This is a genomic window from Sphingorhabdus sp. (assembly GCF_046154385.1).
Taxonomy (GTDB): Bacteria; Pseudomonadota; Alphaproteobacteria; order Sphingomonadales; family Sphingomonadaceae; genus Sphingorhabdus_B.
Map to the genome: position 1 here is coordinate 26,627 of NZ_JBJXFW010000037.1, position 26,505 is coordinate 53,131.

Annotated in this window: 26 protein-coding genes; 15 read left to right on the forward strand and 11 right to left on the reverse strand. The window is 54.3% G+C overall.

Translation table 11 applies throughout. The features are described 5' to 3' along the window. Nucleotides 1–57: 57 nt before the first annotated feature. Nucleotides 58–1,995 (forward strand): DUF3604 domain-containing protein, encoded by a 1,938-nt coding sequence (locus ACKVOS_RS06765; RefSeq protein WP_409211254.1) that lies wholly within the window; start codon nucleotides 58–60, stop codon nucleotides 1,993–1,995. A gap of 484 nt (nucleotides 1,996–2,479) precedes the next feature. Here ACKVOS_RS06765 and ACKVOS_RS06770 read toward each other — a convergent pair whose 3' ends face one another. From ACKVOS_RS06770 to ACKVOS_RS06815, 10 genes are all read right to left on the reverse strand, one after another. After that, nucleotides 2,480–2,968, reverse strand: coding sequence for an MmcB family DNA repair protein (locus ACKVOS_RS06770; protein WP_409211255.1), 489 nt, complete (start codon nucleotides 2,966–2,968; stop codon nucleotides 2,480–2,482). An 80-nt stretch (nucleotides 2,969–3,048) separates the two neighbouring features. Continuing rightward, nucleotides 3,049–3,711, reverse strand: a complete 663-nt coding sequence (locus ACKVOS_RS06775) for a cell wall hydrolase (protein ID WP_409211256.1) — start codon at nucleotides 3,709–3,711, stop codon at nucleotides 3,049–3,051. Between the two features lie 225 nt (nucleotides 3,712–3,936). After that, nucleotides 3,937–4,281, reverse strand: coding sequence for a DUF1491 family protein (locus ACKVOS_RS06780; RefSeq protein ID WP_409211257.1), 345 nt, complete (start codon nucleotides 4,279–4,281; stop codon nucleotides 3,937–3,939). Then, complete coding sequence (locus tag ACKVOS_RS06785) at nucleotides 4,278–4,745, reverse strand: PTS sugar transporter subunit IIA (protein ID WP_409211258.1); 468 nt, start codon at nucleotides 4,743–4,745, stop codon at nucleotides 4,278–4,280. Before ACKVOS_RS06785 ends, ACKVOS_RS06780 begins: the two co-directional genes overlap by 4 nt. 90 nt (nucleotides 4,746–4,835) lie before the next feature. After that, nucleotides 4,836–5,411, reverse strand: coding sequence for a ribosome hibernation-promoting factor, HPF/YfiA family (hpf, locus tag ACKVOS_RS06790; RefSeq protein WP_409211259.1), 576 nt, complete (start codon nucleotides 5,409–5,411; stop codon nucleotides 4,836–4,838). A gap of 12 nt (nucleotides 5,412–5,423) precedes the next feature. Further along, nucleotides 5,424–6,134, reverse strand: coding sequence for a DNA polymerase III subunit epsilon (dnaQ, locus tag ACKVOS_RS06795; protein WP_409211260.1), 711 nt, complete (start codon nucleotides 6,132–6,134; stop codon nucleotides 5,424–5,426). Between the two features lie 25 nt (nucleotides 6,135–6,159). After that, the gene (coaE, locus tag ACKVOS_RS06800; protein WP_409211261.1) at nucleotides 6,160–6,765 is read right to left on the reverse strand and encodes a dephospho-CoA kinase; all 606 of its coding nucleotides are present in this window, start codon (nucleotides 6,763–6,765) and stop codon (nucleotides 6,160–6,162) included. Further along, nucleotides 6,762–7,571, reverse strand: a complete 810-nt coding sequence (locus ACKVOS_RS06805) for a shikimate dehydrogenase family protein (RefSeq protein WP_409211262.1) — start codon at nucleotides 7,569–7,571, stop codon at nucleotides 6,762–6,764. Before ACKVOS_RS06805 ends, coaE begins: the two co-directional genes overlap by 4 nt. Continuing rightward, nucleotides 7,568–8,164 (reverse strand): Maf family protein, encoded by a 597-nt coding sequence (locus ACKVOS_RS06810; RefSeq protein ID WP_409211263.1) that lies wholly within the window; start codon nucleotides 8,162–8,164, stop codon nucleotides 7,568–7,570. The genes ACKVOS_RS06805 and ACKVOS_RS06810 overlap by 4 nt, the downstream gene beginning before the upstream one ends. Next, complete coding sequence (locus tag ACKVOS_RS06815) at nucleotides 8,161–8,991, reverse strand: pyruvate, water dikinase regulatory protein (protein WP_409211264.1); 831 nt, start codon at nucleotides 8,989–8,991, stop codon at nucleotides 8,161–8,163. The genes ACKVOS_RS06810 and ACKVOS_RS06815 overlap by 4 nt, the downstream gene beginning before the upstream one ends. A gap of 297 nt (nucleotides 8,992–9,288) precedes the next feature. Here ACKVOS_RS06815 and hemE point away from each other — a divergent pair, with 297 nt between their 5' ends. Then, on the forward strand, nucleotides 9,289–10,320 hold the full coding sequence (hemE, locus tag ACKVOS_RS06820; protein WP_409211265.1) for a uroporphyrinogen decarboxylase: 1,032 nt from the start codon (nucleotides 9,289–9,291) through the stop codon (nucleotides 10,318–10,320). Between the two features lie 18 nt (nucleotides 10,321–10,338). Then, nucleotides 10,339–10,782 (forward strand): CopD family protein, encoded by a 444-nt coding sequence (locus ACKVOS_RS06825; protein WP_409211266.1) that lies wholly within the window; start codon nucleotides 10,339–10,341, stop codon nucleotides 10,780–10,782. Nucleotides 10,783–10,817: 35 nt separating this feature from the next. Here the strand turns inward: ACKVOS_RS06825 and ACKVOS_RS06830 are convergent, their stop codons facing one another. Next, on the reverse strand, nucleotides 10,818–11,687 hold the full coding sequence (locus tag ACKVOS_RS06830; protein ID WP_409211267.1) for an OmpA family protein: 870 nt from the start codon (nucleotides 11,685–11,687) through the stop codon (nucleotides 10,818–10,820). A 357-nt stretch (nucleotides 11,688–12,044) separates the two neighbouring features. On the opposite strand from ACKVOS_RS06830, the gene rho reads away from it, so the two are divergent. From rho to ACKVOS_RS06890, 12 genes are all read left to right on the forward strand, one after another. Further along, a complete protein-coding gene (gene rho / locus ACKVOS_RS06835) occupies nucleotides 12,045–13,301 on the forward strand; it encodes a transcription termination factor Rho (RefSeq protein ID WP_409211268.1) in 1,257 nt (418 codons plus the stop codon). A gap of 18 nt (nucleotides 13,302–13,319) precedes the next feature. Continuing rightward, on the forward strand, nucleotides 13,320–14,048 hold the full coding sequence (locus ACKVOS_RS06840; protein WP_409211269.1) for a YjbE family putative metal transport protein: 729 nt from the start codon (nucleotides 13,320–13,322) through the stop codon (nucleotides 14,046–14,048). A 186-nt stretch (nucleotides 14,049–14,234) separates the two neighbouring features. Then, nucleotides 14,235–14,495 carry a DUF6489 family protein gene (locus ACKVOS_RS06845; RefSeq protein ID WP_160354297.1) on the forward strand — a complete coding sequence of 87 codons (261 nt, stop codon included), beginning with the start codon at nucleotides 14,235–14,237 and terminating at the stop codon, nucleotides 14,493–14,495. An 8-nt stretch (nucleotides 14,496–14,503) separates the two neighbouring features. After that, nucleotides 14,504–15,796, forward strand: coding sequence for a tRNA uridine-5-carboxymethylaminomethyl(34) synthesis GTPase MnmE (gene mnmE / locus ACKVOS_RS06850; protein WP_409211270.1), 1,293 nt, complete (start codon nucleotides 14,504–14,506; stop codon nucleotides 15,794–15,796). Between the two features lie 65 nt (nucleotides 15,797–15,861). Further along, on the forward strand, nucleotides 15,862–17,742 hold the full coding sequence (gene mnmG / locus ACKVOS_RS06855) for a tRNA uridine-5-carboxymethylaminomethyl(34) synthesis enzyme MnmG (protein WP_409211271.1): 1,881 nt from the start codon (nucleotides 15,862–15,864) through the stop codon (nucleotides 17,740–17,742). Next, a complete protein-coding gene (gene rsmG / locus ACKVOS_RS06860) occupies nucleotides 17,739–18,404 on the forward strand; it encodes a 16S rRNA (guanine(527)-N(7))-methyltransferase RsmG (RefSeq protein ID WP_409211272.1) in 666 nt (221 codons plus the stop codon). Before mnmG ends, rsmG begins: the two co-directional genes overlap by 4 nt. After that, nucleotides 18,401–19,180: a ParA family protein gene (locus ACKVOS_RS06865; RefSeq protein ID WP_158901510.1), complete on the forward strand. Its 780-nt coding sequence runs from the start codon at nucleotides 18,401–18,403 to the stop codon at nucleotides 19,178–19,180. Before rsmG ends, ACKVOS_RS06865 begins: the two co-directional genes overlap by 4 nt. After that, nucleotides 19,177–20,109: a ParB/RepB/Spo0J family partition protein gene (locus tag ACKVOS_RS06870; RefSeq protein ID WP_409211273.1), complete on the forward strand. Its 933-nt coding sequence runs from the start codon at nucleotides 19,177–19,179 to the stop codon at nucleotides 20,107–20,109. Before ACKVOS_RS06865 ends, ACKVOS_RS06870 begins: the two co-directional genes overlap by 4 nt. A 274-nt stretch (nucleotides 20,110–20,383) precedes the next feature. After that, entirely contained in the window at nucleotides 20,384–20,878 is a 495-nt protein-coding gene (locus ACKVOS_RS06875; RefSeq protein ID WP_373476599.1) for a DUF4402 domain-containing protein, read from the forward strand. A gap of 185 nt (nucleotides 20,879–21,063) precedes the next feature. Further along, on the forward strand, nucleotides 21,064–21,918 hold the full coding sequence (locus tag ACKVOS_RS06880; RefSeq protein ID WP_409211274.1) for a molecular chaperone: 855 nt from the start codon (nucleotides 21,064–21,066) through the stop codon (nucleotides 21,916–21,918). Between the two features lie 32 nt (nucleotides 21,919–21,950). Beyond that, nucleotides 21,951–24,653: a collagen binding domain-containing protein gene (locus ACKVOS_RS06885; RefSeq protein WP_409211275.1), complete on the forward strand. Its 2,703-nt coding sequence runs from the start codon at nucleotides 21,951–21,953 to the stop codon at nucleotides 24,651–24,653. A 420-nt stretch (nucleotides 24,654–25,073) separates the two neighbouring features. Beyond that, nucleotides 25,074–25,442, forward strand: coding sequence for a hypothetical protein (locus ACKVOS_RS06890; protein ID WP_409211276.1), 369 nt, complete (start codon nucleotides 25,074–25,076; stop codon nucleotides 25,440–25,442). Nucleotides 25,443–26,505: the final 1,063 nt, after the last annotated feature.

Below are 26,505 nucleotides of genomic sequence, written 5' to 3' on the forward strand. Positions count from 1 at the left end.
GCGGCCTATTGACGCATCGGGAAATCCGGCGCAGTTTTCTTCCGGGGGGAGCAATATATGGCCAAAAAGCGCGTTATTATTCTGGGGACTGTGGCGGTCATCGCTGTCGGAGTCGGGCTGACCTATGGCTGGCGTCAGTGGCAGGAAAAAAGCGTTCTCGCCGATTCGCGCACTGCGCAAGTGGCGTCGGACCAGGAGGTTACATCAGGGCCTGCGATGAAGTTGCTTTGGGGCGATACCCATTTGCATACTTCGAATTCTATCGATGCCTTTGGTTTTGGAGTGAAGCTAGGGCCGGAAGACGCGCTGCGCTTTGCCCGTGGGGAAGAAATCAAGTCCACCTGGGGTTTGAAAGCGAAGCTGGAAAGGCCGCTTGATTTTCTGGTCATCGCCGATCACTCCGGCGGGCTGGGCGCAACCAAGGCGCTGTATGACACGCCCGGTTTTCTAATCCGCGACCCGACGCTGCGTCGCTGGCACGACGAAATGCATAAGGGTCCTGAAGGCATGCAAAGGATCACAGCAGAATTGATTGACCGGGCGGGCAGGAATGACTTACCCAAATCGCTTACCAATCCGGAGCGTCAGCGCAAGACCACAACCAACATTTGGACCGGTCACAGCACGTTGGTCGAACGCTATAATGAACCGGGCAAATTCACGGCCTTTGTGGGTTTCGAATATACGTTGATGCCCGGCGGTAACAATCTGCATCGTGTGGTCATGTTCCGCGATGGTAAAAGCCGCACAGATCAGGTGCTTCCCTATGATCCCGGACAGGGCGATACCCCCGTCAGCCAGCTATGGGACTATATGGACAATTATGAAAAGCGCACCGGCGGCAAAGTGCTCGCCATTCCGCATAACAGCAACCTATCCAACGGCCTGATGTTTGAGCTGGTCGGGCCTGGTGGCGGACCAATGACCGCCGATTATGCCCGCCGCCGCGCCGCCCGCGAACCGGTAGTGGAAATCACCCAGATCAAGGGCGATAGCGAGGCACATCCGTTTCTGTCCCCCAATGACGAATTTGCAGGCTATGGCACCGCGGGCTGGGACTTAGGTAATCTGACGATGCAGGCGGCCAAAAAGCCACAGGATTTGGCAGGCGAATATATTCGTGAGGCATTGAAGCGCGGACTTGCTATCGAGGCAAAGACCGGCGTGAACCCATATAAGTTCGGTGTCATCGGATCGACCGATAGCCACACTTCCCTTGCCACCGCAGATGAAAACAACTTTTTCGGCAAGCATTCAGGCGGCGAGCCCGATTCAGCGCGCGCGTCCGAAGCGCAAAATCTGGGCACTCGTGAGGGACGCTTTGGCTGGCACTATCTCGCCGGTGGCTATGCCGCCGTGTGGGCAACGGCCAACACAAGGGCGGCCATTTTCGATGCGATGATGCGCAAGGAAATTTATGCCACGACCGGACCGCGCATGACGGTGCGTTTCTTTGGCGGTTGGGATTTCAAGCCCGAAGATTTCACCGGGAACTGGGTGATGGCCGGGTATAAGCGAGGCGTACCTATGGGCGCAGATCTGAAGTCAGGACAAGGTACGCCGACTTTCCTCATTTCCGCACTGAAAGATCCGATGGGCGCCAATCTCGACCGGGTGCAGATGGTCAAGGGCTGGGTTGATGCATCCGGCCAAATGCAGGAAAAAGTTTTCGACGTAGCCTGGGGGGATGCCGACAGACGGCCACGCGGGGTAAATGGCAAGGTTCCGGCGGTTGGCGACACGGTCGATATCGCCAAGGCGAGCTATGCCAACAGCATTGGTGACCCAGAATTAAAAACGGTGTGGCGCGACCCCGAGTTCAACGCGAAGCAGAAGTCCTTTTATTATCTGCGCGTCCTGGAAATCCCGACCCCGCGCTGGGTCGTGTTCGACGCCATTCGATATGGCGCGAAATTATTACCTGGCACCGAATTGAAATCACAAGAAAGGGCATACTCATCGCCAATCTGGTATAACCCGTCCAGCGCAGGATAGGATTTGCAAGTCATTGAAAAATCAGTTCCCGTAAAAGGGAAATAAGGAAGAATGCGCGGTACGGCCAATCTCGTCTGCACGCCGCACATACCCTCTCCTAACCCCTCCCGCAGGCGGGTGAGGGACTTCAACCCCACCTTAAATATAACCGTCACCCTGAACTTGTTTCAGGGTCTATTTCTAAGCCCGTTCCTGCTCTGTCGTAGTACACGAAGTAGCCACGGCACCGTTGGGTGCGGTTTCGTGCACAGGGTGTGCGGCGCGATGGACCCTGAACCAAGTTCAGGGTGACGTGGTGGGCGCGGGCTTTTAGAATCCCACCTCCCTCTTGCGGGAGGGGCTGGGGGAGGGTGAGTCGGTGAGGTCCCATAGCGCGCCTGCGGCATGCCCCCCTCTCTCTTCTTTAAGGAAGAAGAATACATCCTTTTCCTTATTCGCTTCTTCCTTCTGACGAAAAAATTCCCAACCCTTCAAATTCAAAAGTTCACTCCACCTCAATCTCCGCAAATCGCGGATCGGGGTCGGCGATGGCCATCAGGCGGCGCATGGCCAGGCGGGCGAGACGCTGGGTTTCGGTCTTGCGCCGTGCCGCCGCCAACGGGACGAGTGCGGCCGGTCGGGCGATTTCGGCGTCATAGGCATCTGCGATGATCAGCCCGGCGCGTTCGGGCATGAACGCCTCCCCTTGCAAAGGGCCGACGTCGAATCCGGTGGGCACAGCCCAGAAAAAACGGTCACAAAAATCGAGATATTCGGGCCATTTCTGATCACCCAACAAATCCGCGCGTGCGCATTTTATCTCGACAATGATAATCTCGCCTTTCGCATTGATACCCATCAGGTCAGCACGCCGGTTGTTGCGCAAAGACACCTCCGGTTGAACCATGATCTGGTTACGCAGGAACAGGCGGGATACTCCGCGCCCGACGGCAGAGGCGCCGGTAATGATCGATAGGGAAGCAGCATGGGCCATGCCCAGGATATAGAACGTATGCGGAACAAAATAAAGGCCCCTTTTCGGAGCCCTCATCTCTTCCTGCTGTTTCCCGGGGGTCAGCGGTAGAAAATATGATTGTCGATCGATCCGATCCGCGTCAACCGCCAGCCGGGTGAAACATGGCGGGCGTGAAAGAACAATGCGCCTTCGACAGGGCTTTTCCAACTGTCATTTAACGCAATTTTGCTGATCGCAACGGCGTTATGCCAGTGTGTATTTGCCTGAGGTATAGGAGGCATTCCGCCGCCGCGAACGAAGGAAAACTGGCTTTTCTGATACACCACGCCGCATAATGTGGAAGGAAATCGTCCCGATTTCGACCGGGCAATCACCACGCGAGCTACGGCCAGCTGACCAGCCAGCGATTCGCCCTTTGATTCAAAATAAACTGCACCGGCAAGACAGCGTTCTTCGGCGCTCAAAGTATTGGCAACATTTTGCTTGTGGACCAATTCGGTCAGTGATGATGCAGATACAACTTCGTCATCTTCGTCCAAACCGATATCCGAACCGATTTCGACGGCAGGTGCCGCACCATTGCCAGGAATAAAAATAATATCACCATTATCTGCCAGCTGTGTCGTAACCTCACCACTTATCAGGCGGTCGACATTTTGCTGATCTGCCGCAATTTGGGCGGCATCAATAATGATAGTGGAAGCGCCGAGCGCTGTGCTTTGGTCATTGCCAAAAGCGAAACCTGCGTCTGCGGTCAACACGGCGGATGCAAGGGTACAAGAAATAGCCACCGCAGAGGCAGCCCGAACAATTTTCAACATGAAACATACTATAATGCGGCGGCAGCAGCGGAAGAGCTTCTCATATTTTGCTCTGGCTCTTCGTTTGTTGCATCCGACTCGCGTGTTTGCCCGGTCACCCCATTTGTGCCCCGATTGACAACCTTCGCTAATCGTTGCGCCCACTTATTGTGCGGCGCAACACAGTCAAGAGTCGGCGGCTAAAAGTCGGTCCAACCGTTCTGTCGAAGCGACGTCCAGTTCCAAAACCCATAAATCAGGATCGCGCAATATCCGATTTTTCCAATATTTTGTTATTTCAGCGTCGTCACCCCCAATCGGTAGTGTTACGCGGTGCCACGCCAAAGTGCCATCCATCGCAGGATAGCGTTCAAAAAGAATAGGATCGCCACCCCTTATCTGGCCGATTATCAGTATCGCGCCCGAGGTCAGATCGCCCTTACGTAATAAGGTGGCAAAGCCACCATCCACTTCGGCCAGCTTTTTCAATGCCGAAATACGAAACTGGCTGGTCAGCCGGGGCTTCGTCAAGCGGCGTCGCGCTCTTCAGACAATGTCAGCAAGGCAAACATGGCGCCGGAATCAGAAGCTCCGCGCAGCTGAGAACGGAATTTTTCGTCCCGAAACAGGCGAGAAACCTCGGCCAATGCGCGCAAATGTGAGGCGCCATCCTGCACCGGTGATACCAATGCACAGACCAGATCCACCGGTTCATCGTCGACCGCGTCATAATCAACAGGCTTTCCGAGGCGCGCGAATACGGCAACCGGCATATCAATGCCCGACACTTTGCAATGCGGAATTGCTGTGCCACCGCCAAACCCGGTTGGGCCAAGGCGTTCGCGTTCGACCAAGCCGTCATGGACCGCATTGGCATCCAGCATATAATTTTCTGCAGCTATTGTCGAAAGTCGTGCCAGTAAATCGGATTTGCCCGAGCAAACCAGATTCGCAACAACGGCCCCTTCGACGAGCCTAGTGGAAATTCGAATCATATCTTGTTCAATTGCAATTGGCCAGGGGCCGCGAGGCAAACCCCAAATATCTGAATAAGTTTACATATCGGTTAAGATCTAGGCCGAATTCTAAGGTACGGATTTTGGTTCAACCCACCCGATCGTGCCGTCTTCGCGGCGGTAAACCATATTATGGCGGCCAGTGCCAGTGTTTTTGAACAACAATGCCGGTGTGTTCCGCAAATCCATCAACATAACAGCGTCCGAAACGGTAGATTCAGGAATGTCTACGCTCATTTCTGCAACAATTACAGGCGCTTCGGGCGGCGGCGAATCTTCCGTGAAATCCCCTCCGTCGAAAACGGTATAGGCGGCTTCTTCTTCGCGCAGGGCAAAAGCAGACTGTGCGTGCCGGTCCTGAAGACGGCGCATATAGCGGCGCAGCTGCTTTTCAATCCGGTCAGCCGCCTGATCGAGCGCGACATGCGCGTCCTGTGCTTCGCCGCGACCCTTCAACACCAGGCCTTGCATCACATGCATCACGATATCGCTCGTAAATCGTTCATGCGGACCACGGCCAAAGGTGGCGTGGGAAGATAAGGCCTTGGAAAAATACTTTCCCGCAATGGCGTTCAGCCGTTTTTCAACATGGCTCTGTAACGCTTCACCGGTTTCGACCTGATGCCCTGAAACCCTGATATCCATAGCCTAACTCCTTTATTTAAGCGCCGACCCGGTTTCGAGCCACAGCGCATCCTTGATTTTGCTGATAAATTCACGGTGCCGCTCCAGTTCTTCAAAAGAGGCACTGTGGGGACGCGGTTCGCGATATGGTTTTGAAATTTCGGACTGAGGGGCATTTGCTCTGGTCGCAACCTGATCCGCGCCGCCATCATCCACCAGACCAAGGCCAATTTGCCGCCCTCCGGTCAGTTCGACATACAGATGCGCCAATAATTCCGCATCGAGCAATGCGCCATGTTTGACGCGATGGCTGCGGTCAATGCCGTAACGCGTACATAGGGCATCAAGTGAGAGCTTTGCGCCGGGATGCTTAACACGTGCCAGCGCGACGGTGTCGATCATCCGCCCCAAATCCAAGGGTGACTGCCCGCATAATTGCAATTCGGTGTTGAGAAAACTGAAATCGAAACTGGCGTTATGCGCAACCAGCGGGCTGTCGTCCAGAAAGGCAAGCAATTCATCAGCTTTTTCGGCAAAGAGCGGCTTGTCGGACAAAAACCGGTCGGACAAGCCGTGGACCTGTTCCGCGGCGGCGGGCATCGGGCGTTGGGGATTGAAATAAGCGTGATAGGTAACGCCGGTCATCACCCGCCCTATCATTTCAATACATCCTATCTCCACCATCCGATCCCCGGTGAGGGGATCAAAGCCAGTCGTTTCTGTATCGAAAATAATCTCGCGCATTCTGTGAGTGAAGGTGAGCCTGTTTTCAGTGTTTTGCAAGTCCCGCACGCAGCTTTTTGACAAGCTCGCGGACATTGTGTCGCGTTTCTTCTAAAGATTGACCGGTTTTCACAACATAGTCCGCCTGCCTCTGCTTGTCCGCGTCATTCATTTGTAACGCCCGTATCTGGTCAAATTTTTCCGGCGTCATACCCGGCCGCTTAAGAACCCGTTCGCGCTGAACGGCGTAAGGCGCGGATACAACCACGATGTAATCGACATTCTTATGTCCAGCTTTTTCAAATAATAAGGGAATATCGAACAGCACCAGATCCGCATCTGCGTTATCAGCCAGAAAAGCAGCGCGCCGCTCGGCAACAGCGGGGTGGATGAGAGATTCGAGCTTTGCAAGCTTGTCCCTATCCCCGAACACCGCGGCGCCCAGCGCTTTTCGGTCCACACCTTCGGCGCCCGTCGTGCCGGGAAAAGCGGACTCGATCGCAGGTACCAGCGCACCACCGGGCCTTTGTAACTCGTGCACAGTCGAGTCGGCATCAAAAACAGGCACGCCCTCATCGGCAAACATCGCCGCAACGGTCGATTTGCCCATAGCTATCGAACCAGTGAGACCGATAACGAACGGTCCGGTCATTTTAACAACAGCTCACGCAAGTTATTTTCCCCGTCATCAGGCGGCGCAACTCCAAAGAACAGTTCAAAAGCAATCGCCGCCTGTCCTACCAACATTTCCAACCCATCGACCACTTCCAACGCACGAGCTCTAGCCTGTTTGAGGAGCAAGGTTTCAATTGGAGCATATACCAGATCATAGACCAACGCATGATCGGGCAGCGGAGCAAGGTCGATTTCCAAAGCTTCCTTCCCTTTCATGCCCAGGGGACTGGCATTGACCAGCAACGCCGCGTCAGGCAGGCGCGCATCAAGCGGTAAAACCTGTCCCTTCAGCCCGAAATGCGCCAGCAAACCTGCTGCTTTCAAACCGTTACGAGCGAGCAGGATGACATCGCCTATATCAGCCTGGGCCAAGGCAAACAAAACGGCCCTCGCTGCGCCACCTGCGCCGATTACAATAGCGGTTTCCCCCGCCAGCGGCATATCGGCAATCGGACCATAAAAACCGCCGGCATCGGTATTGGTTCCCACCAACACTCCACCGTCACCCCGGAAAACTGTGTTGATTGCTCCAATCGATCCACGCACATCGCCCGGATCAGTGACATACTCAAGGGCAGCAATCTTGTGGGGAATCGTAATATTACATCCACGCCATACAGGATCCAGCGCACGATCACGAAAATAGCCATTCAGGTCTTCCGGCAACACGTCTTGCGCGCGATAGTCCCCTACCAACCCCATCTGATTCAGCCAGAACCGGTGGATCAGCGGGGATTTCGAATGTGATATCGGATGTCCGATGACTTCGGCGTATTTGGTCATGACGGCAAAAAACCCCGTATTCGTAAATAGTCAAGCACTGGCAGGAGTGGTAGACCAATGATTGTGAACTGGCTGCCGCTGATGCTTTTGAACAATTGCGCGCCTTCGGCTTCGATCCGGTAACAGCCCACGCAATGGCGGATCTGCTCCCAATAGCTTATCACATATTGATCGATGAAGGCCGGGCTCAACGGGCGCATTGCCAACTGCGCGCTATCAACAATACGCCACACCGGCTCGCCCGCTTCACAGATCACCGCCGCGCTTATCAGGCGGTGGCTTTTGTTCGACAAGTTTGCCAGTTGCGCGCGCGCGTCGGCGGGGCTTTCGGGCTTATCCAATATCTGTCCTTCGGCAGTCACTGCAATCTGGTCACAGCCCAGCACCAGCGCCGCCGGAAACCTACGTGAAATCTTGCGTGCCTTGGCTTCGGCAAGCGCATCGGCAATGTCGCGGGGTTTCGCAGCATTCGCGGCAAGCGAGTCCTTAATGCTTGCCTCGTCAACCAGGGCCGGCACAGTTTCCAGCGGAACGCCAGCGGCGCGCAACATTGCCAAGCGCCCTGCGCTTTGCGACGCCAATATCAGTGTCACGACGTTTCGGCCTGCTGCAATTCACGTTCGTTGAAAAGGTTGATTATCGCTGCGGCCGTTTCTTCGATAGATCTCCGTGTAACATCAAGCACCGGCCAACCATTGTCGGCAAACATCCGCCGTGCATGGGCCACCTCGGCTTTGACTTTCTCTTCATCGACATAATCGGTATCTGGCGACTGGTTCAGGGATAATAGTCGGTTTCGCCTGACTTGAACCAATCGTTCCGCACTTGTAACCAGACCAATAACCATCGGATGTTTCAGCGTAAACAATATCGGAGGCGGCGGAGATCCCGGTACAATCGGAATATTTGCGGTCTTATAACCGCGATTGGCAAGATAAATGCTGGTCGGAGTTTTAGAAGTTCGCGACACGCCAGCTAATACAATATCTGCTTCTTCCCAATTTTGCGCATTGATCCCGTCATCATGCGCAATCGTAAACTGTATTGCATCAACACGTGCGAAATATGCCGCATCCATTGCGTGTTGCCGCCCCGGACGCGCTTTTGCCTCTTGCCCCAGCATATTTGACAGAGCATCACTAACGGCATCAAGCGCAGCAATTGCGGGCAAACCCAATGCGCGGCACTTGTTTTCGAGCTTGCGCCGGGTGTCGCGATTGACGAGCGTAAACAGTACCAACCCCGGATTGGCCGCAACATCAACCATGATGCGGTCCAAATGGCTTTCGGAACGCACCATTGGCCAGAAATGCTTGACGACATTTTCGACCCCATCGAACTGTGCAAGCGCAGCTTTGGCAATATTTTCCAGCGTTTCGCCTGTTGAGTCTGATAGAAGGTGAAGATGATAGCGCGCCATGATGTACAGTCTTGTTGGTAGGCTGAGGATAAATCAAGGGACAAAGTTTATGCGTAATTTTCATCCTCGCTATCCGCATTTTTCCTCTCGATTCGAACACAGGCTTTCCACAACCGCAAAACAGTTTCCACAGCTTGTGAATAACGGGGATGAAAATTGCGAATCCGTGACAATCAAATGAAGTTCTTTGGTCAAGCTGTTGGCAATATCCGCAAAAGCTTTTAAGGCCCAAGCTATCAACAGCCCATCATCTTTCATCATTCTTATATAAATATATTTGATTGGATTCTTACATCGATGTCCGCGCCAAATTCGAAAAAACTGCTTAATGTCTTATTGGGCAATCAGGAAGCAGTGCCACCGATTTGGCTTATGCGACAGGCCGGGCGTTATTTACCCGAATATCGTGCATTGCGGTTGCAAAAAGGTGGGTTCCTAGAACTTGCTTATGATAGTGAAACTGCGGCTGAAATTACCCTTCAACCAATCCGCCGCTTCGAATTTGATGCCGCGATCCTGTTTTCCGATATTCTGGTAGTGCCGCATGCCATGGGTCAAGATCTGTGGTTTGAGACCGGAGAAGGTCCACGTCTTGCTCCTCGTCTGGCTGAAGACAGGCTGGAAAATTTTACTCCAGCGCCAGAGCGTCTGAAACCGGTGTTAGACACCGTTCGAAAGGTTGCCGCTACCCTGCCCAGGGAAACAACGTTTTTAGGCTTTGCAGGCAGCCCCTGGACCGTGGCGACCTATATGGTGCATGGACAGGGTAGTAAGGACCAGTCCGAAGCACGGCGCATGGCCCATACCGAACCCGAACGTTTTGGTTCTTTGATCGAAGCCATAATTACCAGTACTGTTGATTATCTTGCCGGACAAATAGAGGCAGGCGTTGATGCTGTGCAGTTATTTGATAGCTGGGCTGGTTCATTGTCTCCGGCACAATTTGAAAAATGGGTAATTGCCCCTAATGCTGAAATAGTCCGCAGGTTAAAAATGCAGCATCCCGATGCCCCGATTATCGGTTTTCCAAAAGGCGCTGGCGGTAAATTGGCTGCCTATGCGGAAGGTACAGGCGTAGACGCGCTGGGAATTGATGAAACCGTTGATCCGCATTGGGCAAACCGTGAATTGCCTAAACACCTTCCGGTACAAGGTAATCTTGATCCTTTGGCGTTGATTGCGGGTGGGTCGGATTTAACCTTGGCTGTTGAAAATATTCTGTCTGCGTTCGCAAACAGGCCTCATATATTTAATTTGGGCCACGGCATTTTGCCAGACACTCCTATTGAACATGTTGAAAAGCTGCTTACTCTGGTCCGCAAGGGATAATCCGGGGATACCGCCATAATGACGGAAATTATCGCAATGCTCTATTTCTGGCTCAAATCCGCCCATATCATTTTTGTTATTTTCTGGATGGCGGGATTGTTCATGATTCCCCGCTTTTTTGTTTATCATCAGGAAAGCGCCGAAGGCTCCGATGAATCCACTAAATGGGTGGATCGGGAAACCAAGCTGATCAGAATCATTCTCAACCCGTCAATCATAATAGTCTGGGTCGTCGGTTTATTGCTGGCATGGCATATCGGTGCGATGGCCGACGCGTGGTTTCATGCCAAGCTTTTGTTTGTGCTTGGTTTATCGGCTTATCATGGTTGGATGGTTAGCTATGCCAAAAAACTTGCCCAAGGGGAACGCACCCTGACCGGCAAACAATTACGCTTGCTCAATGAAGTACCTGGCGTAACGGCTGCGGTAATCGTGATATTGGTGGTCGCAAAGCCTTTTTGACGGGGTGAGCCTTAACTCACCCCTGTTCAAGTATCTTAAAGACCATCTAGACCTTTGCTAACCAGTATATTTACCGATACACGCCGGTTTTGGGCCTTGCCTTCTTCCGTATCGTTGCTGGCAAGCGGATCGGATTCCGCCATTCCTGTTGGCGTTAACATGCGGTAAGGTTTCCAACGGCAAGCCTGTTGCAAATAATTGATAACGCTGCTTGCGCGTTTTTCGCTCAATTGCTGGTTATATTCTTCGCTGCCTACGGAATCGGTGTAGCCTACAACCAACATCAGCGCATTTTCGGTTGCCTCAGCCGCCGCTGCTGTCGAGCAGAGATCTTCTTTGGCTTGGGCGGAAAGCATTGCCTTGCCCGTTTCAAAATACACATTTGCCGTGCTCTTTATGTTATATTTATCGATATCACCCATTCGGCCACGCAATGCTTCGGTCGCGGCGGTTTGCTCGTCAAATTGCTGGGCCGTGCCGTTGCGGATCATCGTTGCGGTTTTCATATCATTGTTTTTGAATGTAATGTGGCTCGCAACCAATCCGGATACGGACTGTAATGTCTTTACTGTCACAGGAAGACCATTGAGCAGCCCGTTTGCCGCGATTTTGCCGCGACTTCCGCTCAAAAATCCGCCACCTGATTTAATCTGGGTTGCATCCGTTACGATGATAATCGTGCTGGCACCTAAGGGAGTTGTCACCTTTATCTTGTCACCGCTTCGTGCAGATATGATGCCCTTTATTTCCGGTCCCTTCGTCAAGGTCGAAAAATCTGCAATGGGCGTCCCGTCAACGACAATGGTGGGGTCGGATTGTTGCTGCGCTGACGCAAATGTTGATGTTGTTGCACACAACGTGCCGAGCAGAACGGTTGTTCCCGCTCTTTTGAAATTTATACGCATGAAATACTCCTTCACTTGAATATGGTCGGTTATTTTTATTTCCCAACCTTACGCCTTCCCCCTTGAACCTTTCTGGTACATGAACGCATATAACCAGACCATAAACTCTGCGGTTAACATGCCTTCATATTGCGGCAAACCGTTGTGCGGCTCTTTCTCACGCCAATAGAGTTGACGTGAGCCGGCAAGGGGACTATTCAGAAACTAAGCCCGTTCTGGGCGTGAGGTGCGATCCAACCAAAAACCGCACCGCCCACCTTTCCTTCTCACCCGGTTGTCTTTTTGAATCCGGTTGTCATTCTGGATCACTGGTCCATCCACCATAGGGGCTTTTTGGTCCCACCAATGGAATTATCTATGCATTTGAAAGAGCTGAAGAGCAAAAACCCTGCCGATCTTGTTTCGATGGCTGAAGAACTGGGGGTCGAAGGCGCTTCGACGCTGCGAAAGCAGGATCTGATGTTTGCCATTTTGAAAGAATTGGCTGAAGATGGCGAACAGATCATGGGTCTAGGCACCATCGAAGTCCTGCCCGACAGCTTCGGCTTTCTGCGTTCGCCTGAGGCCAATTATCTGGCGGGACCGGACGATATTTACGTATCGCCCAATATGGTGCGTCAATTTGGCCTGCGTACCGGCGATACGGTTGAAGGCGAAATCCGTGCTCCCAAGGATGGCGAGCGATATTTTGCACTGACGAAGGTTTTGAAAATCAACTTTGATGATCCCGACGCTGTTCGGCATCGCGTCAATTTTGATAATCTTACCCCCCTGTATCCCGATGAAAAGCTGACGCTGGACTCGCTTGATCCGACGGTCAAGGACAAGTCGGCGCGCGTAATCGACATTGTCAGTCCGCAGGGCAAGGGTCAGCGTGCCCTGATCGTCGCGCCACCTCGCACAGGTAAAACTGTCCTGCTGCAAAATATCGCGCGCGCCATTACCGACAACCATCCGGAGGTCTTCCTGATCGTTTTGCTGATCGACGAACGGCCCGAAGAAGTGACCGATATGCAGCGTTCGGTGAAGGGTGAAGTGGTATCATCAACCTTTGACGAACCAGCCACACGCCACGTGCAAGTCGCCGAAATGGTGATCGAAAAAGCCAAACGTTTGGTCGAACACAAGCACGACGTTGTTATCCTGCTTGATTCTATCACCCGATTGGGTCGCGCCTACAATACCGTTGTTCCCAGCTCCGGCAAGGTGCTGACCGGCGGTGTCGACGCCAACGCTTTACAGCGTCCAAAGCGGTTCTTCGGTGCTGCGCGGAATATCGAAGAGGGTGGTTCGCTCTCGATTATCGCCACCGCATTGATCGACACGGGAAGCCGGATGGATGAAGTCATCTTCGAAGAATTCAAAGGCACGGGCAATTCGGAAATCGTGCTCGACCGCAAGGTATCGGACAAGCGTATCTTCCCTTCGCTCGACGTCGGCAAATCTGGAACCCGAAAGGAAGAGTTGCTGGTCGAGGAAGGCAAGCTGAAGAAAATGTGGGTCCTTCGCCGTATTCTGATGCAAATGGGAACGGTCGATGCAATGGAGTTCTTGCTCGATAAGATGAAGGATTCCAAGACTAACGAAGATTTCTTCGATTCGATGAATCAGTAAGGCATAAGGCAGGATATTATGTTTGAATTTCTGATTGCTACCGCGACGACCGCGACATCTCTGGGTGGGCCAACTGAAATATGGGCCGCTATCGTCAAGGATTTTTCCAACATTGGCGAACCTGCTGCCTTTGCCGCATTTATTCAGGTTCTTCTGATTGATTTGGTACTCGCCGGGGATAATGCAATTGTGGTGGGTGCGCTTGCGGCCGGATTACCGGCTGACCAGCGCAAGAAGGTTATTCTGATCGGTGTTTTGGCCGCTTTGGTGTTGCGCATTATCTTTGCGCTGATGGTCACATGGTTGCTGGGTATTGTCGGTCTGGTATTGGCCGGTGGCCTATTGCTGTTGTGGGTCGCGTGGCGGATGTATCGCGATATTGCGGGTCATGCGGGCGAATCAGCAGGGTCGCCGGAAATTTTGGGCGACGAACATTCGGGCATTAAGTCCACCAAGACCTTTGCCGGGGCGGCTTGGGGCGTTGCGGTCGCCGACGTATCGATGAGCCTGGACAATGTTTTGGCTGTTGCCGGAGCAGCGCGAGAGCATCCAGGAATCCTTATTGTAGGCCTGATCTTTGCCGTCGCGCTGATGGGCCTGGCCGCGAACATTATTGCCCAATATATTGAGCGTTATCGCTGGATTGCCTGGGTCGGACTTGTCGTCATTGTTTATGTTGCAGGCAAAATGATCTGGGAAGGCTGGCATGAGGTGCAGCCTCACGTGATGGCAATGGCCGGCATGTAAAAATCAAGGGCCCTGAACGGGGCCCTTTTTTTTCAGGTTAGACCGGTATTGGAGGTCGTAACATGGTCCTTCTCCGGTATTTCCCATATATGGTCTGAAACCCCAAGTTTTCTGCGTAATTGCGTGATGATGCTTTCGCTCTATAGTGTAAGTGAATTGAGGGAAGAGGAAGGAGGGCCAGCGCCCATGAAAATGAATATCGAGATTGATTGTTCGCCCGAAGAAGCGCGCGCCTTGTTGGGATTGCCCGATGTGACTGAGGCAAATGAAGCCTATGTACAGAATATCACAAAGTTGATGAAAGGCGCCGGCGGGATCGAGCAACTGCAGGAGTTGGGTAAGCAGATCGCGCCCATGGGGCAGATGGGCTTGCAACTGTTCCAACAACTCATTGAAACAGGTGCAAAAGCAGCTTTTTCCGGTGTGTCACCAAAGGACAAAAAGTAACCTTCAATATGCGAGCCACGGACACGATTTTCGCACTGTCGAGTGGCGCGCCTCCCACGGCCATCGCCCTGATGCGGATAAGTGGCCCGGACGCATTTGGAGCGGTCGAAGCTTTGGCCGGCCGCGTGCCGTCGGCGAGGCGGGCGTCTCTGGCCGTGCTACGCGACGCGGCAGGGGACGAGTTGGACCGCGCTCTTGTTCTAACTTTTCCAGGACCTAACAGCGCGACTGGTGAGGATTTGGCCGAATTGCACTTACACGGCAGTAAGGCGGTCGTGCGCGCGGTTGAGGCAGCGTTGGCTGCGCTGTTGGGTGTGCGCCGGGCGGAAGCGGGTGAGTTCACCCGCCGGGCGTTCCTCAACGGCCGAATGGACCTGAACGAGGCAGAAGGGTTGGCCGACCTATTATCGGCTGAGACTGAATGGCAACGCCGCGCTGCAGGAGCCATGATGGGCGGTGCATTCACACGGCGGATCGAAGTCTGGCGGCAGGAGGTATTGACCCTGTCCGCGCTAACCGAAGCCGAGATCGATTTTTCGGATGAAGGCGATGTCGAAATTCAGAATAAACATGTAATATCAGAAGGATGTATCAAACTTCATGACGCCATCCGCCAAATTGTCGAGGCCCCGGGGGTCGAGAAACTGCGCGATGGCCTGAAGATCGTGCTGGGCGGCTCACCCAATAGCGGCAAGTCGACACTTCTCAACGCGCTGGTCGCCCGAGACGCGGCCATTGTGTCCGACATCGCCGGCACCACGCGCGATGTGATCGAGGTACCGGTGTCGATCGGCGGCATAGCCTTCCTATTTCTCGACACAGCGGGCTTGCGCGATGCGACCGACGACCGGATCGAGGCGATCGGGATTGAACGCACTCGGGCCGCGATGGATAACGCCGACATCTTGTTATGGCTGGGGGAAGAGGGCACAGGACCCGCCCACCCGCATTTGGTGGAGATCGCAGCCAAAGCCGACGATCCCACCCATGCCCGCAAAGGACCTGATGCGGTTACCGTATCCGCAAAGACCGAAGAGGGAATGGCCCAACTGGTTGCCACCCTGACCGAAAAGGCCAAGACGCTTTTGCCCCCGCCAGATCAGTTTGCGATCAATGCCCGTCAGCGCGACCTGTTGGCCCAATGCGCGTCCGCACTGGCCCAGGCTGCGGAGGCCGACGACTGGCTGATCACCGCCGAACATCTCCGTCAGGCACGTCTCGCTTTGGATGCGCTGACGGGGCGGGCGCACACCGAAGACCTGCTGGATTCGCTTTTTGGCCGATTCTGCGTCGGAAAATAATCTGTTTCACGTGAAACACCCCCAACCACTTTGACCCCGCCGCCGCGCTGCGCTATGCGCACGCCATGCGCAGTGATGTGGACATATTGGTTATTGGCGGAGGCCATGCGGGCACCGAAGCCGCGGCGGTTGCGGCGCGGATGGGTGCGCGTGTTGCTCTGGTCAATTTCGACAAGACAACCATTGGCGCCATGTCGTGCAACCCGGCCATCGGTGGTCTGGGCAAGGGGCATTTGGTACGCGAAGTGGACGCCTTTGACGGCTTGATCGCCCGCGCTGCCGACGATGCGGCGATTCATTACCGGATGCTCAACGCATCGAAGGGGGCGGCGGTGCAGGGGCCGCGTATCCAGGCCGATCGCGCTTTGTTCAAGGCGTCCATCCAGCGTCAGTTGGCCTCTTTACCGAATTTGACGATCGTCGAAGGTGAGGCCGCCGCGCTTCGTTTTGCGCCGGACAATGCCCAGCGCGTCGTCGGTGTCGACCTGGCGGATGGCAGTAGCATCGGCTGTTTCGCCGTCATATTGGCGACCGGAACCTTTCTGGGTGGAAAATTATTCCGCGGGGAAGAGCGTCTGGAAGGTGGCCGGATAGACGAATCCTCGGCACTCAAACTGGCAGACCAGATCCGCGGCGCTGGATTACCCATGGCCCGCCTGAAGACCGGCACGCCGCCACGTCTGGATGGCCGGACTATAAGCTGGGCAAAATTGGATGTGCAGCCGTCCGATGATGGGTCGTGGACCATGTCGCCGCTCACAACGCGCCGCCATATCCCGCAGCTTTTTTGCGCCGTCAGCCGTACCAATAGCGAAACCCATGACATCATTCGCAGCGGCTTGGATCGTTCGCCGCTTTTCGGTGGCGACATTGCAGGGCAGGGGCCGCGTTACTGCCCCTCTATCGAAGACAAGATCTTCCGCTTTGGGGATCGCGACGGACATCAGGTATTTCTGGAGCCTGAAGGCCTGGACAGTTTCCTGATCTATCCCAACGGCATTTCCACGTCCTTGCCGACCGATATCCAGATGGCCATGGTCCGGTCAATGGCCGGTCTGGAGCAGTGCGAAATCGTCGTTCCAGGCTATGCGGTAGAATATGACCATATCGACCCCCGTGCGCTGGATAGCAGCCTGGCGGTCCGGGGCTTTGAAGGCCTCTACTGTGCCGGACAAATCAACGGCACAACGGGTTATGAAGAGGCGGCCGCACAAGGTCTGATCGCTGGTATGGGTGCCGCGTCCCGTCTCTTGGGCCGTGAAATGCCTGCACTGGACCGATCGAACAGCTATCTGGCTGTCATGGTGGACGACCTGATCCTGCAGGGCGTTACAGAGCCATACCGGATGCTGACCGCACGCGCCGAATATCGTTTGCGGCTTCGCGCCGACAATGCGTCCACACGGTTGACGCCATTGGCCTTGCAATCGGGATGTGTAGGCGAAGAACGTGCGCTTTGGTTTAACCAGCGCTTGTGGGAGAAACAGGCCCTGGAAGCCGATTTCGCACAGCAATATTCGGCCGACCAATTGCTCCGTAAGGGTCTGGATGTGAAGCGCGATGCCGGCCGGATGTCGCTCTATGAATGGCTCCGTTTTCCTTCAGTGACCTTGCGAGACCTTCTGTCTGTTTCACGTGAAACAGCTTGGGAAGGGGACGCGACCTTGCTGGCTGAAATCGAGCAAGACGGGCGTTATGCCCCCTATATCGACCGGCAAGAAAATGAAATTCGCGATATTGCCGCAAATGAAAAGGTCTTGCTGCCCGAATGGATTGACTATCGCGCCATTGCGGGTCTCTCGAACGAGATGGTCGAAAGACTGGACGCAGCACGTCCGGAGAATCTGGCGGCGGCGGCACGGGTCCGCGGGGTCACTCCGGCGGCGCTGGTTGCGATCATGGTCCATGCAAAGCGGGCACAACAGATCAGCGACGTCGCCGCATGACCGAAGCCGAAGCCCGCCACTTGCTGGAAATGCATTTCTCTGTTTCACGTGAAACAGAGGAGAAGCTCGAAGCCTTTATCTCCTTTTTGAAGCGCGAAGCGGAGAGCCAGAACCTTATCTCTGCATCGACGTTGGATCATATCTGGGATCGCCATATTGTCGACAGTGCGCAGCTTTTACGCTTTTGTCCTGACGGTCCGCAGACATGGATAGACCTCGGTTCCGGAGCAGGCTTTCCGGGGTTGGTCGTTGCGCTGCTTAGCTCGCATCGGGTGACATTGGTGGAATCGCGTGGAAGGCGCATCGAATATCTCCAGCGCGCCATTGCCTTGCTCGATCTGGAATCGCAGGTTACCGTTGCGGGCATGCCGTTGGAGCGTGTTGAAACTGCCCCATATTCGGTCATCAGTGCGCGGGCCTTTGCTCCATTGGACAAGTTGTTCGATCTTGCCGCACGATTTTCCACAAATAAGACGTTATGGCTGTTACCAAAGGGCCGGAATGCGGCTAAGGAATGGGAAGGGGTTAAATCGGTCTGGAAAGGGGAATTTCGGATCGAGTCGAGTGTGACCGATGCCGAAGCCGGCATCTTGGTCGGGCATTTGACAGTAAAAGACGAAAAACACGCCGCTGCGGCGGCAAAGAGGCATCAGAGACGATGATTCGAATTGCTATAGCGAACCAGAAAGGCGGCGTAGGCAAGACCACGACCGCGATCAATCTTGCCACGGCTCTGGCGGCAAGTGGCTGGCGCTGTGTGCTGGTCGATCTCGACCCGCAGGGAAATGCCTCAACGGGTCTCGGGCTGAAGCAGGCCGAGCGTGTGCATAGCAGCTATGATCTTCTTCTGGGGGACGCGTCGTTGAAAGACGCCGCCATTCCAACGATGATTCCCAATCTGGATATTGTCCCCGCGACCGTTGATCTGTCGGGAGCGGAAATCGAATTGGTGGAATATGAAGACCGGACCGGACGGCTGAAGGCGGCCTTCGACAAGTCGGATACGCATTGGGACATCTGCCTGATCGATTGTCCACCGTCGCTGGGCCTGCTCACGATCAATTCTCTCGTCGCGGTGGATTCGATATTGGTACCCTTGCAGTGCGAATTCTTCGCATTGGAAGGATTAAGTCAATTATTACAAACAGTTGAGCGAATACAGAAGCGCTTCAACCCCAATTTGGCAATTATGGGCGTGGCGTTGACCATGTACGACCGCCGGAACAGGCTCACCGACCAGGTGGCCGATGATGTCCGCAGTTGTCTGGGCGCTCTGGTGTTCGAAACTGTGATTCCGCGCAATGTCCGCTTGTCCGAGGCGCCCAGCCATGGCTTGCCTGCCCTGGTCTATGACCATCGCTGCTCGGGATCCGAAGCCTATATGAATTTGGCGCGCGAATTGATCGGGCGCATGCCGACACGGGAATTGGCTGCATGACTCCGGACGAATCGGTCGAAAAGACACCGCTGCGTAAGAAAATGGGTTTGGGTCGGGGCCTCGACGCGCTGTTGGGTGAAGCCATTCGCGGGGAATCCTCCAGCGCGCCGGCACCTGCGGCCGAGAATCTGATCACACAGGGTGTGGCATTGATTGCTGTTGCAAGCATCCGGCCTAATCCCGAACAGCCCCGTCGCCATTTTGCCGATGAGAAGCTCGAAGAGCTTGCGGCAAGCATCCGCCGCCATGGTATTATCCAGCCGATCGTGGTGCGGCCCTTGAACGATGGATACCAGATTGTTGCAGGGGAACGCCGTTGGCGCGCGGCACAGCGTGCGCAGATTCACGAAGTTCCCGCAATTGTCCGCAATTTCGACGATGCCGAAACTCTGGAAATCGCGCTGCTCGAAAATATCCAGCGGCAGGACCTCAATCCGATCGAAGAAGCCGAAGCGTATCGCAAGCTGACCGAATTGTTCGGGCATAGCGCCGCTGCTCTGGCTGATCTGGTGCACAAATCGCGCAGCCATGTCGCCAATATGATGCGGTTACTCGATCTGCCCGCGCCGATTCGCGACCTGGTGATCGAGGAAAAGCTGTCCATGGGCCATGCCCGGGCCTTGCTGGGCAGCGATGATGCTGTGCGGCTGGCGATGGTGGTGATCAAGCAGGGCCTTTCGGTCCGCGCCACTGAAGCGCTCGTCAAAACGGGCCGCGCTCCGCAAGGGCAGGGTGGTTCGTCTCGCGTGTCCGCCGGATCGGACAATGCCGATATCCATGCGGTTGAGACGCATCTGGGTGATTTGCTCGGCCTGAAGGTCAAGATCAACCAGCGCAACGCCACCGGGGCGGGGTCGGTGACATTCGAATATGGCAGTCTCGACCAGCTCGATATGTTGTGCCAGCGGCTAACCGGCGAAAAATTCTGAGAATTTCCGGTCGGGGCGTTAAGGCTCCGATCGACTCTTCCTGCAAAATTTACATCTTTCGTGCCCGCCGCTTTGCGGGGCTATTGCTGTTTTCAGCTTTCGAAAATGGCTCTCTTCTGCGGGTTTCCACTACTATGGGTGTCTGATACGCAGCTGAAATGGTAAGCTTCTATTAACCATGACATGCAGCAAAGCCTTATGATTCGATGTGCATAAGCGACACTTGAATGCAGTGGGGCATTCTAATCTGCTTACGTCACAAAAGGACCAGTATATGTTGAACAAGTCGAAAATCGCCCTTGCTGGCGCAATCGCAGCTGCCGCTTTGGTTTCGACCGGCGCCAATGCCGCAACCCAGACTGCTACGGCAGAAGTTGATATCCTCGCAGCTGTGCAGCTTGCTCAGAATGATGGGCTTGATTTTGGTGTTGTTGCTTCGAGCGCTGCTGCTGGCACTGTTACGTTGCCGAATACATCGAATGCACGTACGTGTTCAGCCGGCGTTACCTGCGTCGGTACAGCATTGCGCGGACGCTTCACCGTAAGCGGCGCGACTTCGGGTTATGTAGTGGGCGTCACCGTTCCTGCATCGACCACGTTGACATCAGGCGCCAACAGCATCGCGTTGACCCTTGATCCATCGATCACGTCATTCACCTCAACCGGCGCCGCCGAGGTTTTCTTCGTTGGCGGTTCGCTTGCGATTGCAGCAAACCAGGCCGCAGGAACCTACACCGGAACGTACAACGTTTCGGCTGACTATCAATAAACGTCGCGCCCAAAAGCGAAGACGAGGAGAGCACCCCCGGCAGCATCCCTGCCGGGGGTTTTTCTTTGCCCAAAATCCGTTCGTTAGCCGGATGGTAACCATATTTTGGCATGCCCGAAGCATGGACCAGTGCGGACAGGCGACCAGGCCGATTTCCGCGCGTATTATGTGGATGGGGAAACTTTATGCGCCAATGGCGTTTTCAGGCAATTGCCTGCTTTGCTGCCCGGATCAATCTGGGTGCACTTTTGGCGGTCGCCATGGCCGCAGGTTCGGTTGCACCGGCACATGCGGCAGGAGATCTGCTCATCGCGCCGACGCGGGTCATCCTCGATGGCCGCCGCGGGACCGAGGTTATCCTGAACAATATCGGCGATGAAGAAGCGACTTACCGGATAACGCTCGAACTTCGGCGGATGAACGATCAGGGCCGGCTTGATGATGTCGACGTGGTTGCGGCCAATGACAAGGAAAAGGCAGTGCTTGATGTCATACGCTATGCGCCGCGCCGTGTAACCTTGCCGCCCAATCAGCCGCAGTCGATCCGCATTGGCTTGCAAGCGATAGATGCCCTGCCCGACGGCGAATATCGCGCCCATATGCTGTTCCGCGCCATTCCCAAAACACCAGCCGCCGACGGCACCGCCGATACAGCGAACAGCCTGCGGATACAGCTGATTCCCATTTACGGGATCAGCATTCCGGTGATTGTCCGTAAGGGAAATCTGCAAGGCACTGCGGCGTTGACCAATGTTCGTCTGGGCAAGGACAATGAAGGACCGACGCTTGAATTCGATATGGCGCGTCAGGGCAATAAATCGATCTTCGGCGAAATACACGTCACGAAACCCGGCCAGTCCGAACCCATTTCGGTTGCCAAGGGCATTGCGATATATCCCGAGATTGCCAGCCGTATTGTCTCGCTCCCCCTTTCACCCGAAGTCGCGGCAAAAATGCAGGGCGAGGTTGTGATCTCTTATTATGAAGCGCCGGAAGCCGGTGGCGGGTTGATCGCACAGATACGCACGGTTCTGCGCTGAAACAGGGGCTGAGGCTCTTTCTTTAGCCTGCTATGCACAGATTTCTTCAAAAGGCCGCAAGGGCATTTACGGCGATGGCCGTGGCAACGGGGATGTTCGCTCTTCCCGTTGCTTCTGCATATGCGGCGGCCTGGCAACCGAATGAGGATGATGCGCTGCTGTTCGATGTCCGCGTCGGCCAATGGCGTGTCGGCGACGGTGTCCGGGGGTATCAGACGGACTCGGGCGTCTGTGTGGATCTCGCCGATGTAATTATCGCATTCGATTTGCCGTTACGTCTGGACAAAAAGTCGCGCCGCGCAACTGGCTGGTTATTTGAAGAAAGCCGGACCTTCACGCTCGACCGTGAATCGCGTTTGGTACAAATCATGAACAAAACATCTGCGGTTGCCGAAAATGATGTTCGCGATGTACCCGAAGGCTGGTGTGTCGACACCAAAACCCTCGCCACCTGGCTCAATGTCAATATCAAATCCGATTTATCCAATGCCCTGCTCATCATCAGCGCAGACCGCAAATTACCCTTTGAACTGGCCGAGGAGCGCAAGTCCCGAGCCGGCAAAGTGCGTCCGCAAAAGGAATTTGACCTTTCCAGCCTGCCACAAGCGCGTGATCCGTATAAAATGTTCCGCACACCGTCGATCGACGTCGTGGCGTCTGTCGGTGCAGCCCACGACAAGCAGGTGGGCCGCAGAATCGAGGCGCGCTATGAAATCTACGCCAGTGGAGAAATTGCCGGTGCGTCTTTTGATGCCCGATTATCCTCGGATGATCGGGGCATCGCCGAAAATTTGCGCGTCCGTGCATATCGTACCGACCCGAATGGCGCCTTGCTTGGTCCGTTAAAAGCCACGCATTGGGCTTTGGGAGACGTTGCGACCAATGTTACGCCGCTGGGCATACAAACAACGGCCGGTCGCGGTGCGTATGTCACAAACCGGCCGCTGAATCGCCCCGACAGTTTTGATCGCACGGTTTTTCGCGGAGAGTTGCCCAATGGATGGGACGCGGAGCTGTATCGTAATGAACAATTGATCGGCTATGTCCAAAGTCGCGGTGATGGCCGCTATGAATTTCTCGATGTTCAGTTGTTTTATGGCCAGAACCGCTTTGAAATTGTCCTTTACGGTCCACAGGGACAAATCCGCCGCGATGTGAAGATGATCCCTGTGGGGCTCGGCTCCATACCGCCGCGTGAAACTTATTATTGGGCCGCGGTTCAGGACTCCGGGCGGGACCTCATCAATCTGGATAGTGTCGACCCGAGCGATTTTCTGGGCGTGCGCGGAGGATTTGGCCTTGAGAGAGGCCTTGACCCCAAGACGTCAGTCGCCGCATCGCTTTTCACCTCGGTTTTACGCGGTAACCGGAAATATTATCTCGAAGGTTCGGTTCGCCGCGCGATCGGCCCAACTTTGGTCGAACTGGCCAGCGCCGCAAATTTGGTCGGGGGCTACGCTGTACGTGGCCAGCTTTTGGCGCAAGTTGGTGAAACATTGGTAAGCGGGGAAAGCGCATGGCTGCTCGGTGGATATGAAAGCGAGCGATATGATCGCGATGTGCGCCACTTTAACAGTCTATCCGTCGATCACAGCCTGCGCTTCGGGCGCCATTATCTTCCGTTGCGCGCCGAATTGCGTTATATTGACCGCACGGATGGCGGCCACCGGCTTGAAGCAGAGTCGAGATTATCATTTAATATCAAAAAGATAAATAGCAGCATCGAACTTGAATGGGTAAAGGATTACAGCCCGTTCGGTGGCGGACCCGAAACGCGCCTTGACACATCGCTACGCCTGTCCGGTCGCATCGGCGGTCTTCGATTGCGCGGAGAGGCTACGCTTGGTCTGATGGGTGATCGGGGTTTCAGGGAGTCAAAAATAACCGGCGAATGGCGTGCGGGCGAGACTTCGGACTGGAAAGTTGAGGCTGGCTATTCAAACAGCGATTCCCGCGGTCGCCTCGCGCTCGGTCATACGCGCCGTTTCCGGCATTTCGGGCTCACGGGTCAGTTGGAGGTCGCCAGCGACGGTTCGGTCGCGGCGGGTGTGAACCTTGCGTTCAGCATCGGGCCCGACCCGCATAAAGGCGGAATGCGCTTCGCATCCGAAAAACTGGCATCCGCCGGGCAGGCTTTTGCCGTCGTGTTTCATGACGAAAATGCCGATGGCAAAAGACAGGCCGGCGAAACTGTTCAGAAAGAAGTCGAATTGACCGCAGGTCTATCGGCGCGCGGTCCGCCAACCGATGCACAGGGCCGGACGGTTATTGACGGACTGCAACCCTATGAACCCGTATTGATCGGAATAGATGCATCGACCCTGCCTGATCCGTTCGTCCAACCGGCAACAGGCGGGGTGGTTGTAACACCGCGTCCGGGCATTCCGGTCATTATCGAACTTCCACTGGTTTCAGCGGGCGAGATTTCGGGCAATTTGCAACGCGAAGGCGGCCGAATTCTGAACGGTGTCGACATCGAACTGGTCGACCGGAACGGCCGTGTCGTCAAGACGACGCGCAGCGAATATGACGGTTTCTTTCTGTTCGAATTTGTCCCTTATGGCCGTTATAGCCTGCGAATAACGGCGCTTTCGGCGAATGTCGTGGGCGTCGAAATGGCGCTGCCTAAGGTGGCGGAACTTGGCAAGAATAGCGGTAGTATCGACCTTGGAATTGTAACCGCACGCGCGGCACAGCGGGTCGCCGGGCTGGCGCCGCCTGCACAGGGGCCGTGAGATTTTTTCGCTAGAAGGAATAAGGCAAAAAGGAAGAAGGCGTCGCGCGTCATTTGGGGCGGGGATGGCGTTTTTATGTCGGGTAATCCGGAATGTCTGTTGAAAGCGGACTTTCGGGATACGACAACATTGCGGACATTGGGTTGAATGCTAAGATCAGCAAGCAAGGCACCATAGAGGCGCCGCACTGTCAGGTTCGATTAACTATGAGCCTCTCAATCAAAGCATCTTTAGCTTCAATTCGTGGCGTTCGGCTCGGTTTGGGAGCGGATTTTGAGTTGATCAATAAACTGGAGAGAAGAACGGGCATAAGGAAGTTGACACGAATCACGATAACTTTGTTAATATGATGAAATCAATACATGCACAGAAAATGTTATGCGCAATCGACACAATAAGCCCCTGCAAATAATACCAACATTGGCCGCTCTTTTATTTTGTGGCTCATGCAACCTTGTGAGTCACAAGGTTGATCTAAACTACTATGGTCTTGCACCATTGGATGAAGGAGGTGGTGTGTATTTTTCTATGTCCAAAAATGATTATAGCCTCGTTTCGAGAGGATCTGGACAAGTTTATGTTTCCATATATATTTGCAGTAGAAAAAACTCTAGGATGTATTACGAGCCTGACTTTAAAAAGAATATCAATGAAGATACTATAATTTTTGTAGATTATGTTGCTTCACAAACTGATGTTTTGTATTGTGCAAAACTTGAGACTGAAGGATATAACCTTTATAAATATGAATCAAATATTGTAAAATTTCGAATTGGAAAATCCGATTGATGTTCTTTTTTTGGTTTGCTTTTCATCGTAATGCCCTCGATCTTGCGAACTGTCACAGAGCGGACCATTAATCCCGGCTTCGCACGGAATTACGGTGGGTATTACGTTGACACGAATTCGAATTAAGGTGACGCGTGCAATATTCCCGAATACAAACCCAGCCATGCTCGCCAAAGCAGCAATGAATGCAGGGCTTCTTCAAAGTTGCCCCGTTGTGGTGGTTTCAAGACGATGAGAAAACGACACCTAGCGATCACTTTACCTGACCCTTTTTGGTGTCGGCCTCAATGGCCCAATGGATCTCGAAAGGTGGAATGAATTTGAATATTGGAAATTTGCTTGGGACGCTCGTTGCTGCGATTACTTTTGCTTCGCTGAGACGGGCTGAGCTGTCATTCGGTCACGGGGTATGGGCAAATGTCCACTAACCACAACATTCCAGACGTTACGGATACTTTTCGGACACCCTGAAACCGGACATTTGTCCCGGGTGACGGTATTTCCAATCTCGGCGAACTCTGCGCTCTCTGCGTGAAACAAAAAAGCTTGTGTAAATGGCGTTCACGCAGAGAGCGCAGAGTTCGCCGAGAAGGTGGCGGTTGTGGAGAAAATTGTACTATTCCCCTCTCACCTTCAGGGGAGAGGATACGAAGCCTTGGTCAAAGGCCTAGGCGCAGTTGGAGAGGGGCTACAACGGTGAGGTCAGTGCCTCAACTCCCCCTCTCCACTTCGTCTAATAGCTAACGCCATAAGACTGCGTACCTCTCCCCTAAAGGAGAGAGGAAGCATGCGGTAAGCTTCAGGGTGACGGTTGGGGGATGAAATGCACAGTTCTTCCTTGCGGCTTTGTGTCTTTGTGTGAGAATCCCTCCTCTCCCCTTCAGGGGAGAGGAGCGAGACTTGCGAATTTATTCGCTAGTCGCAGCGGAGAGGGGTTCGACGGTGCGGTGCGTGCGCGAAATCCCCCTCTCCCACTGCGCCTGAAGGAGAGAGGGCGCGCATTTTTTCCCCGCGGCTTGTAACTTTAACCCTATTCCCGCCGAACCTTCTCTGGCAGAATATT

Bases quoted from the DNA above. Each gene is read 5' to 3' on its own strand.
- ACKVOS_RS06765 (WP_409211254.1), top strand. From the start codon at position 58: ATGGCCAAAAAGCGCGTTATTATTCTGGGGACTGTGGCGGTCATCGCT.
- ACKVOS_RS06770 (WP_409211255.1), bottom strand. From the start codon at position 2,968: ATGGCCCATGCTGCTTCCCTATCGATCATTACCGGCGCCTCTGCCGTC.
- ACKVOS_RS06785 (WP_409211258.1), bottom strand. From the start codon at position 4,745: ATGATTCGAATTTCCACTAGGCTCGTCGAAGGGGCCGTTGTTGCGAAT.
- hpf (WP_409211259.1), bottom strand. From the start codon at position 5,411: ATGGATATCAGGGTTTCAGGGCATCAGGTCGAAACCGGTGAAGCGTTA.
- dnaQ (WP_409211260.1), bottom strand. From the start codon at position 6,134: ATGCGCGAGATTATTTTCGATACAGAAACGACTGGCTTTGATCCCCTC.
- coaE (WP_409211261.1), bottom strand. From the start codon at position 6,765: ATGACCGGACCGTTCGTTATCGGTCTCACTGGTTCGATAGCTATGGGC.
- ACKVOS_RS06805 (WP_409211262.1), bottom strand. From the start codon at position 7,571: ATGACCAAATACGCCGAAGTCATCGGACATCCGATATCACATTCGAAA.
- ACKVOS_RS06815 (WP_409211264.1), bottom strand. From the start codon at position 8,991: ATGGCGCGCTATCATCTTCACCTTCTATCAGACTCAACAGGCGAAACG.
- hemE (WP_409211265.1), top strand. From the start codon at position 9,289: ATGTCCGCGCCAAATTCGAAAAAACTGCTTAATGTCTTATTGGGCAAT.
- ACKVOS_RS06825 (WP_409211266.1), top strand. From the start codon at position 10,339: ATGACGGAAATTATCGCAATGCTCTATTTCTGGCTCAAATCCGCCCAT.
- ACKVOS_RS06830 (WP_409211267.1), bottom strand. From the start codon at position 11,687: ATGCGTATAAATTTCAAAAGAGCGGGAACAACCGTTCTGCTCGGCACG.
- rho (WP_409211268.1), top strand. From the start codon at position 12,045: ATGCATTTGAAAGAGCTGAAGAGCAAAAACCCTGCCGATCTTGTTTCG.
- ACKVOS_RS06840 (WP_409211269.1), top strand. From the start codon at position 13,320: ATGTTTGAATTTCTGATTGCTACCGCGACGACCGCGACATCTCTGGGT.
- ACKVOS_RS06845 (WP_160354297.1), top strand. From the start codon at position 14,235: ATGAAAATGAATATCGAGATTGATTGTTCGCCCGAAGAAGCGCGCGCC.
- mnmE (WP_409211270.1), top strand. From the start codon at position 14,504: ATGCGAGCCACGGACACGATTTTCGCACTGTCGAGTGGCGCGCCTCCC.
- mnmG (WP_409211271.1), top strand. From the start codon at position 15,862: ATGCGCAGTGATGTGGACATATTGGTTATTGGCGGAGGCCATGCGGGC.
- rsmG (WP_409211272.1), top strand. From the start codon at position 17,739: ATGACCGAAGCCGAAGCCCGCCACTTGCTGGAAATGCATTTCTCTGTT.
- ACKVOS_RS06865 (WP_158901510.1), top strand. From the start codon at position 18,401: ATGATTCGAATTGCTATAGCGAACCAGAAAGGCGGCGTAGGCAAGACC.
- ACKVOS_RS06870 (WP_409211273.1), top strand. From the start codon at position 19,177: ATGACTCCGGACGAATCGGTCGAAAAGACACCGCTGCGTAAGAAAATG.
- ACKVOS_RS06875 (WP_373476599.1), top strand. From the start codon at position 20,384: ATGTTGAACAAGTCGAAAATCGCCCTTGCTGGCGCAATCGCAGCTGCC.
- ACKVOS_RS06880 (WP_409211274.1), top strand. From the start codon at position 21,064: ATGCGCCAATGGCGTTTTCAGGCAATTGCCTGCTTTGCTGCCCGGATC.
- ACKVOS_RS06885 (WP_409211275.1), top strand. From the start codon at position 21,951: ATGCACAGATTTCTTCAAAAGGCCGCAAGGGCATTTACGGCGATGGCC.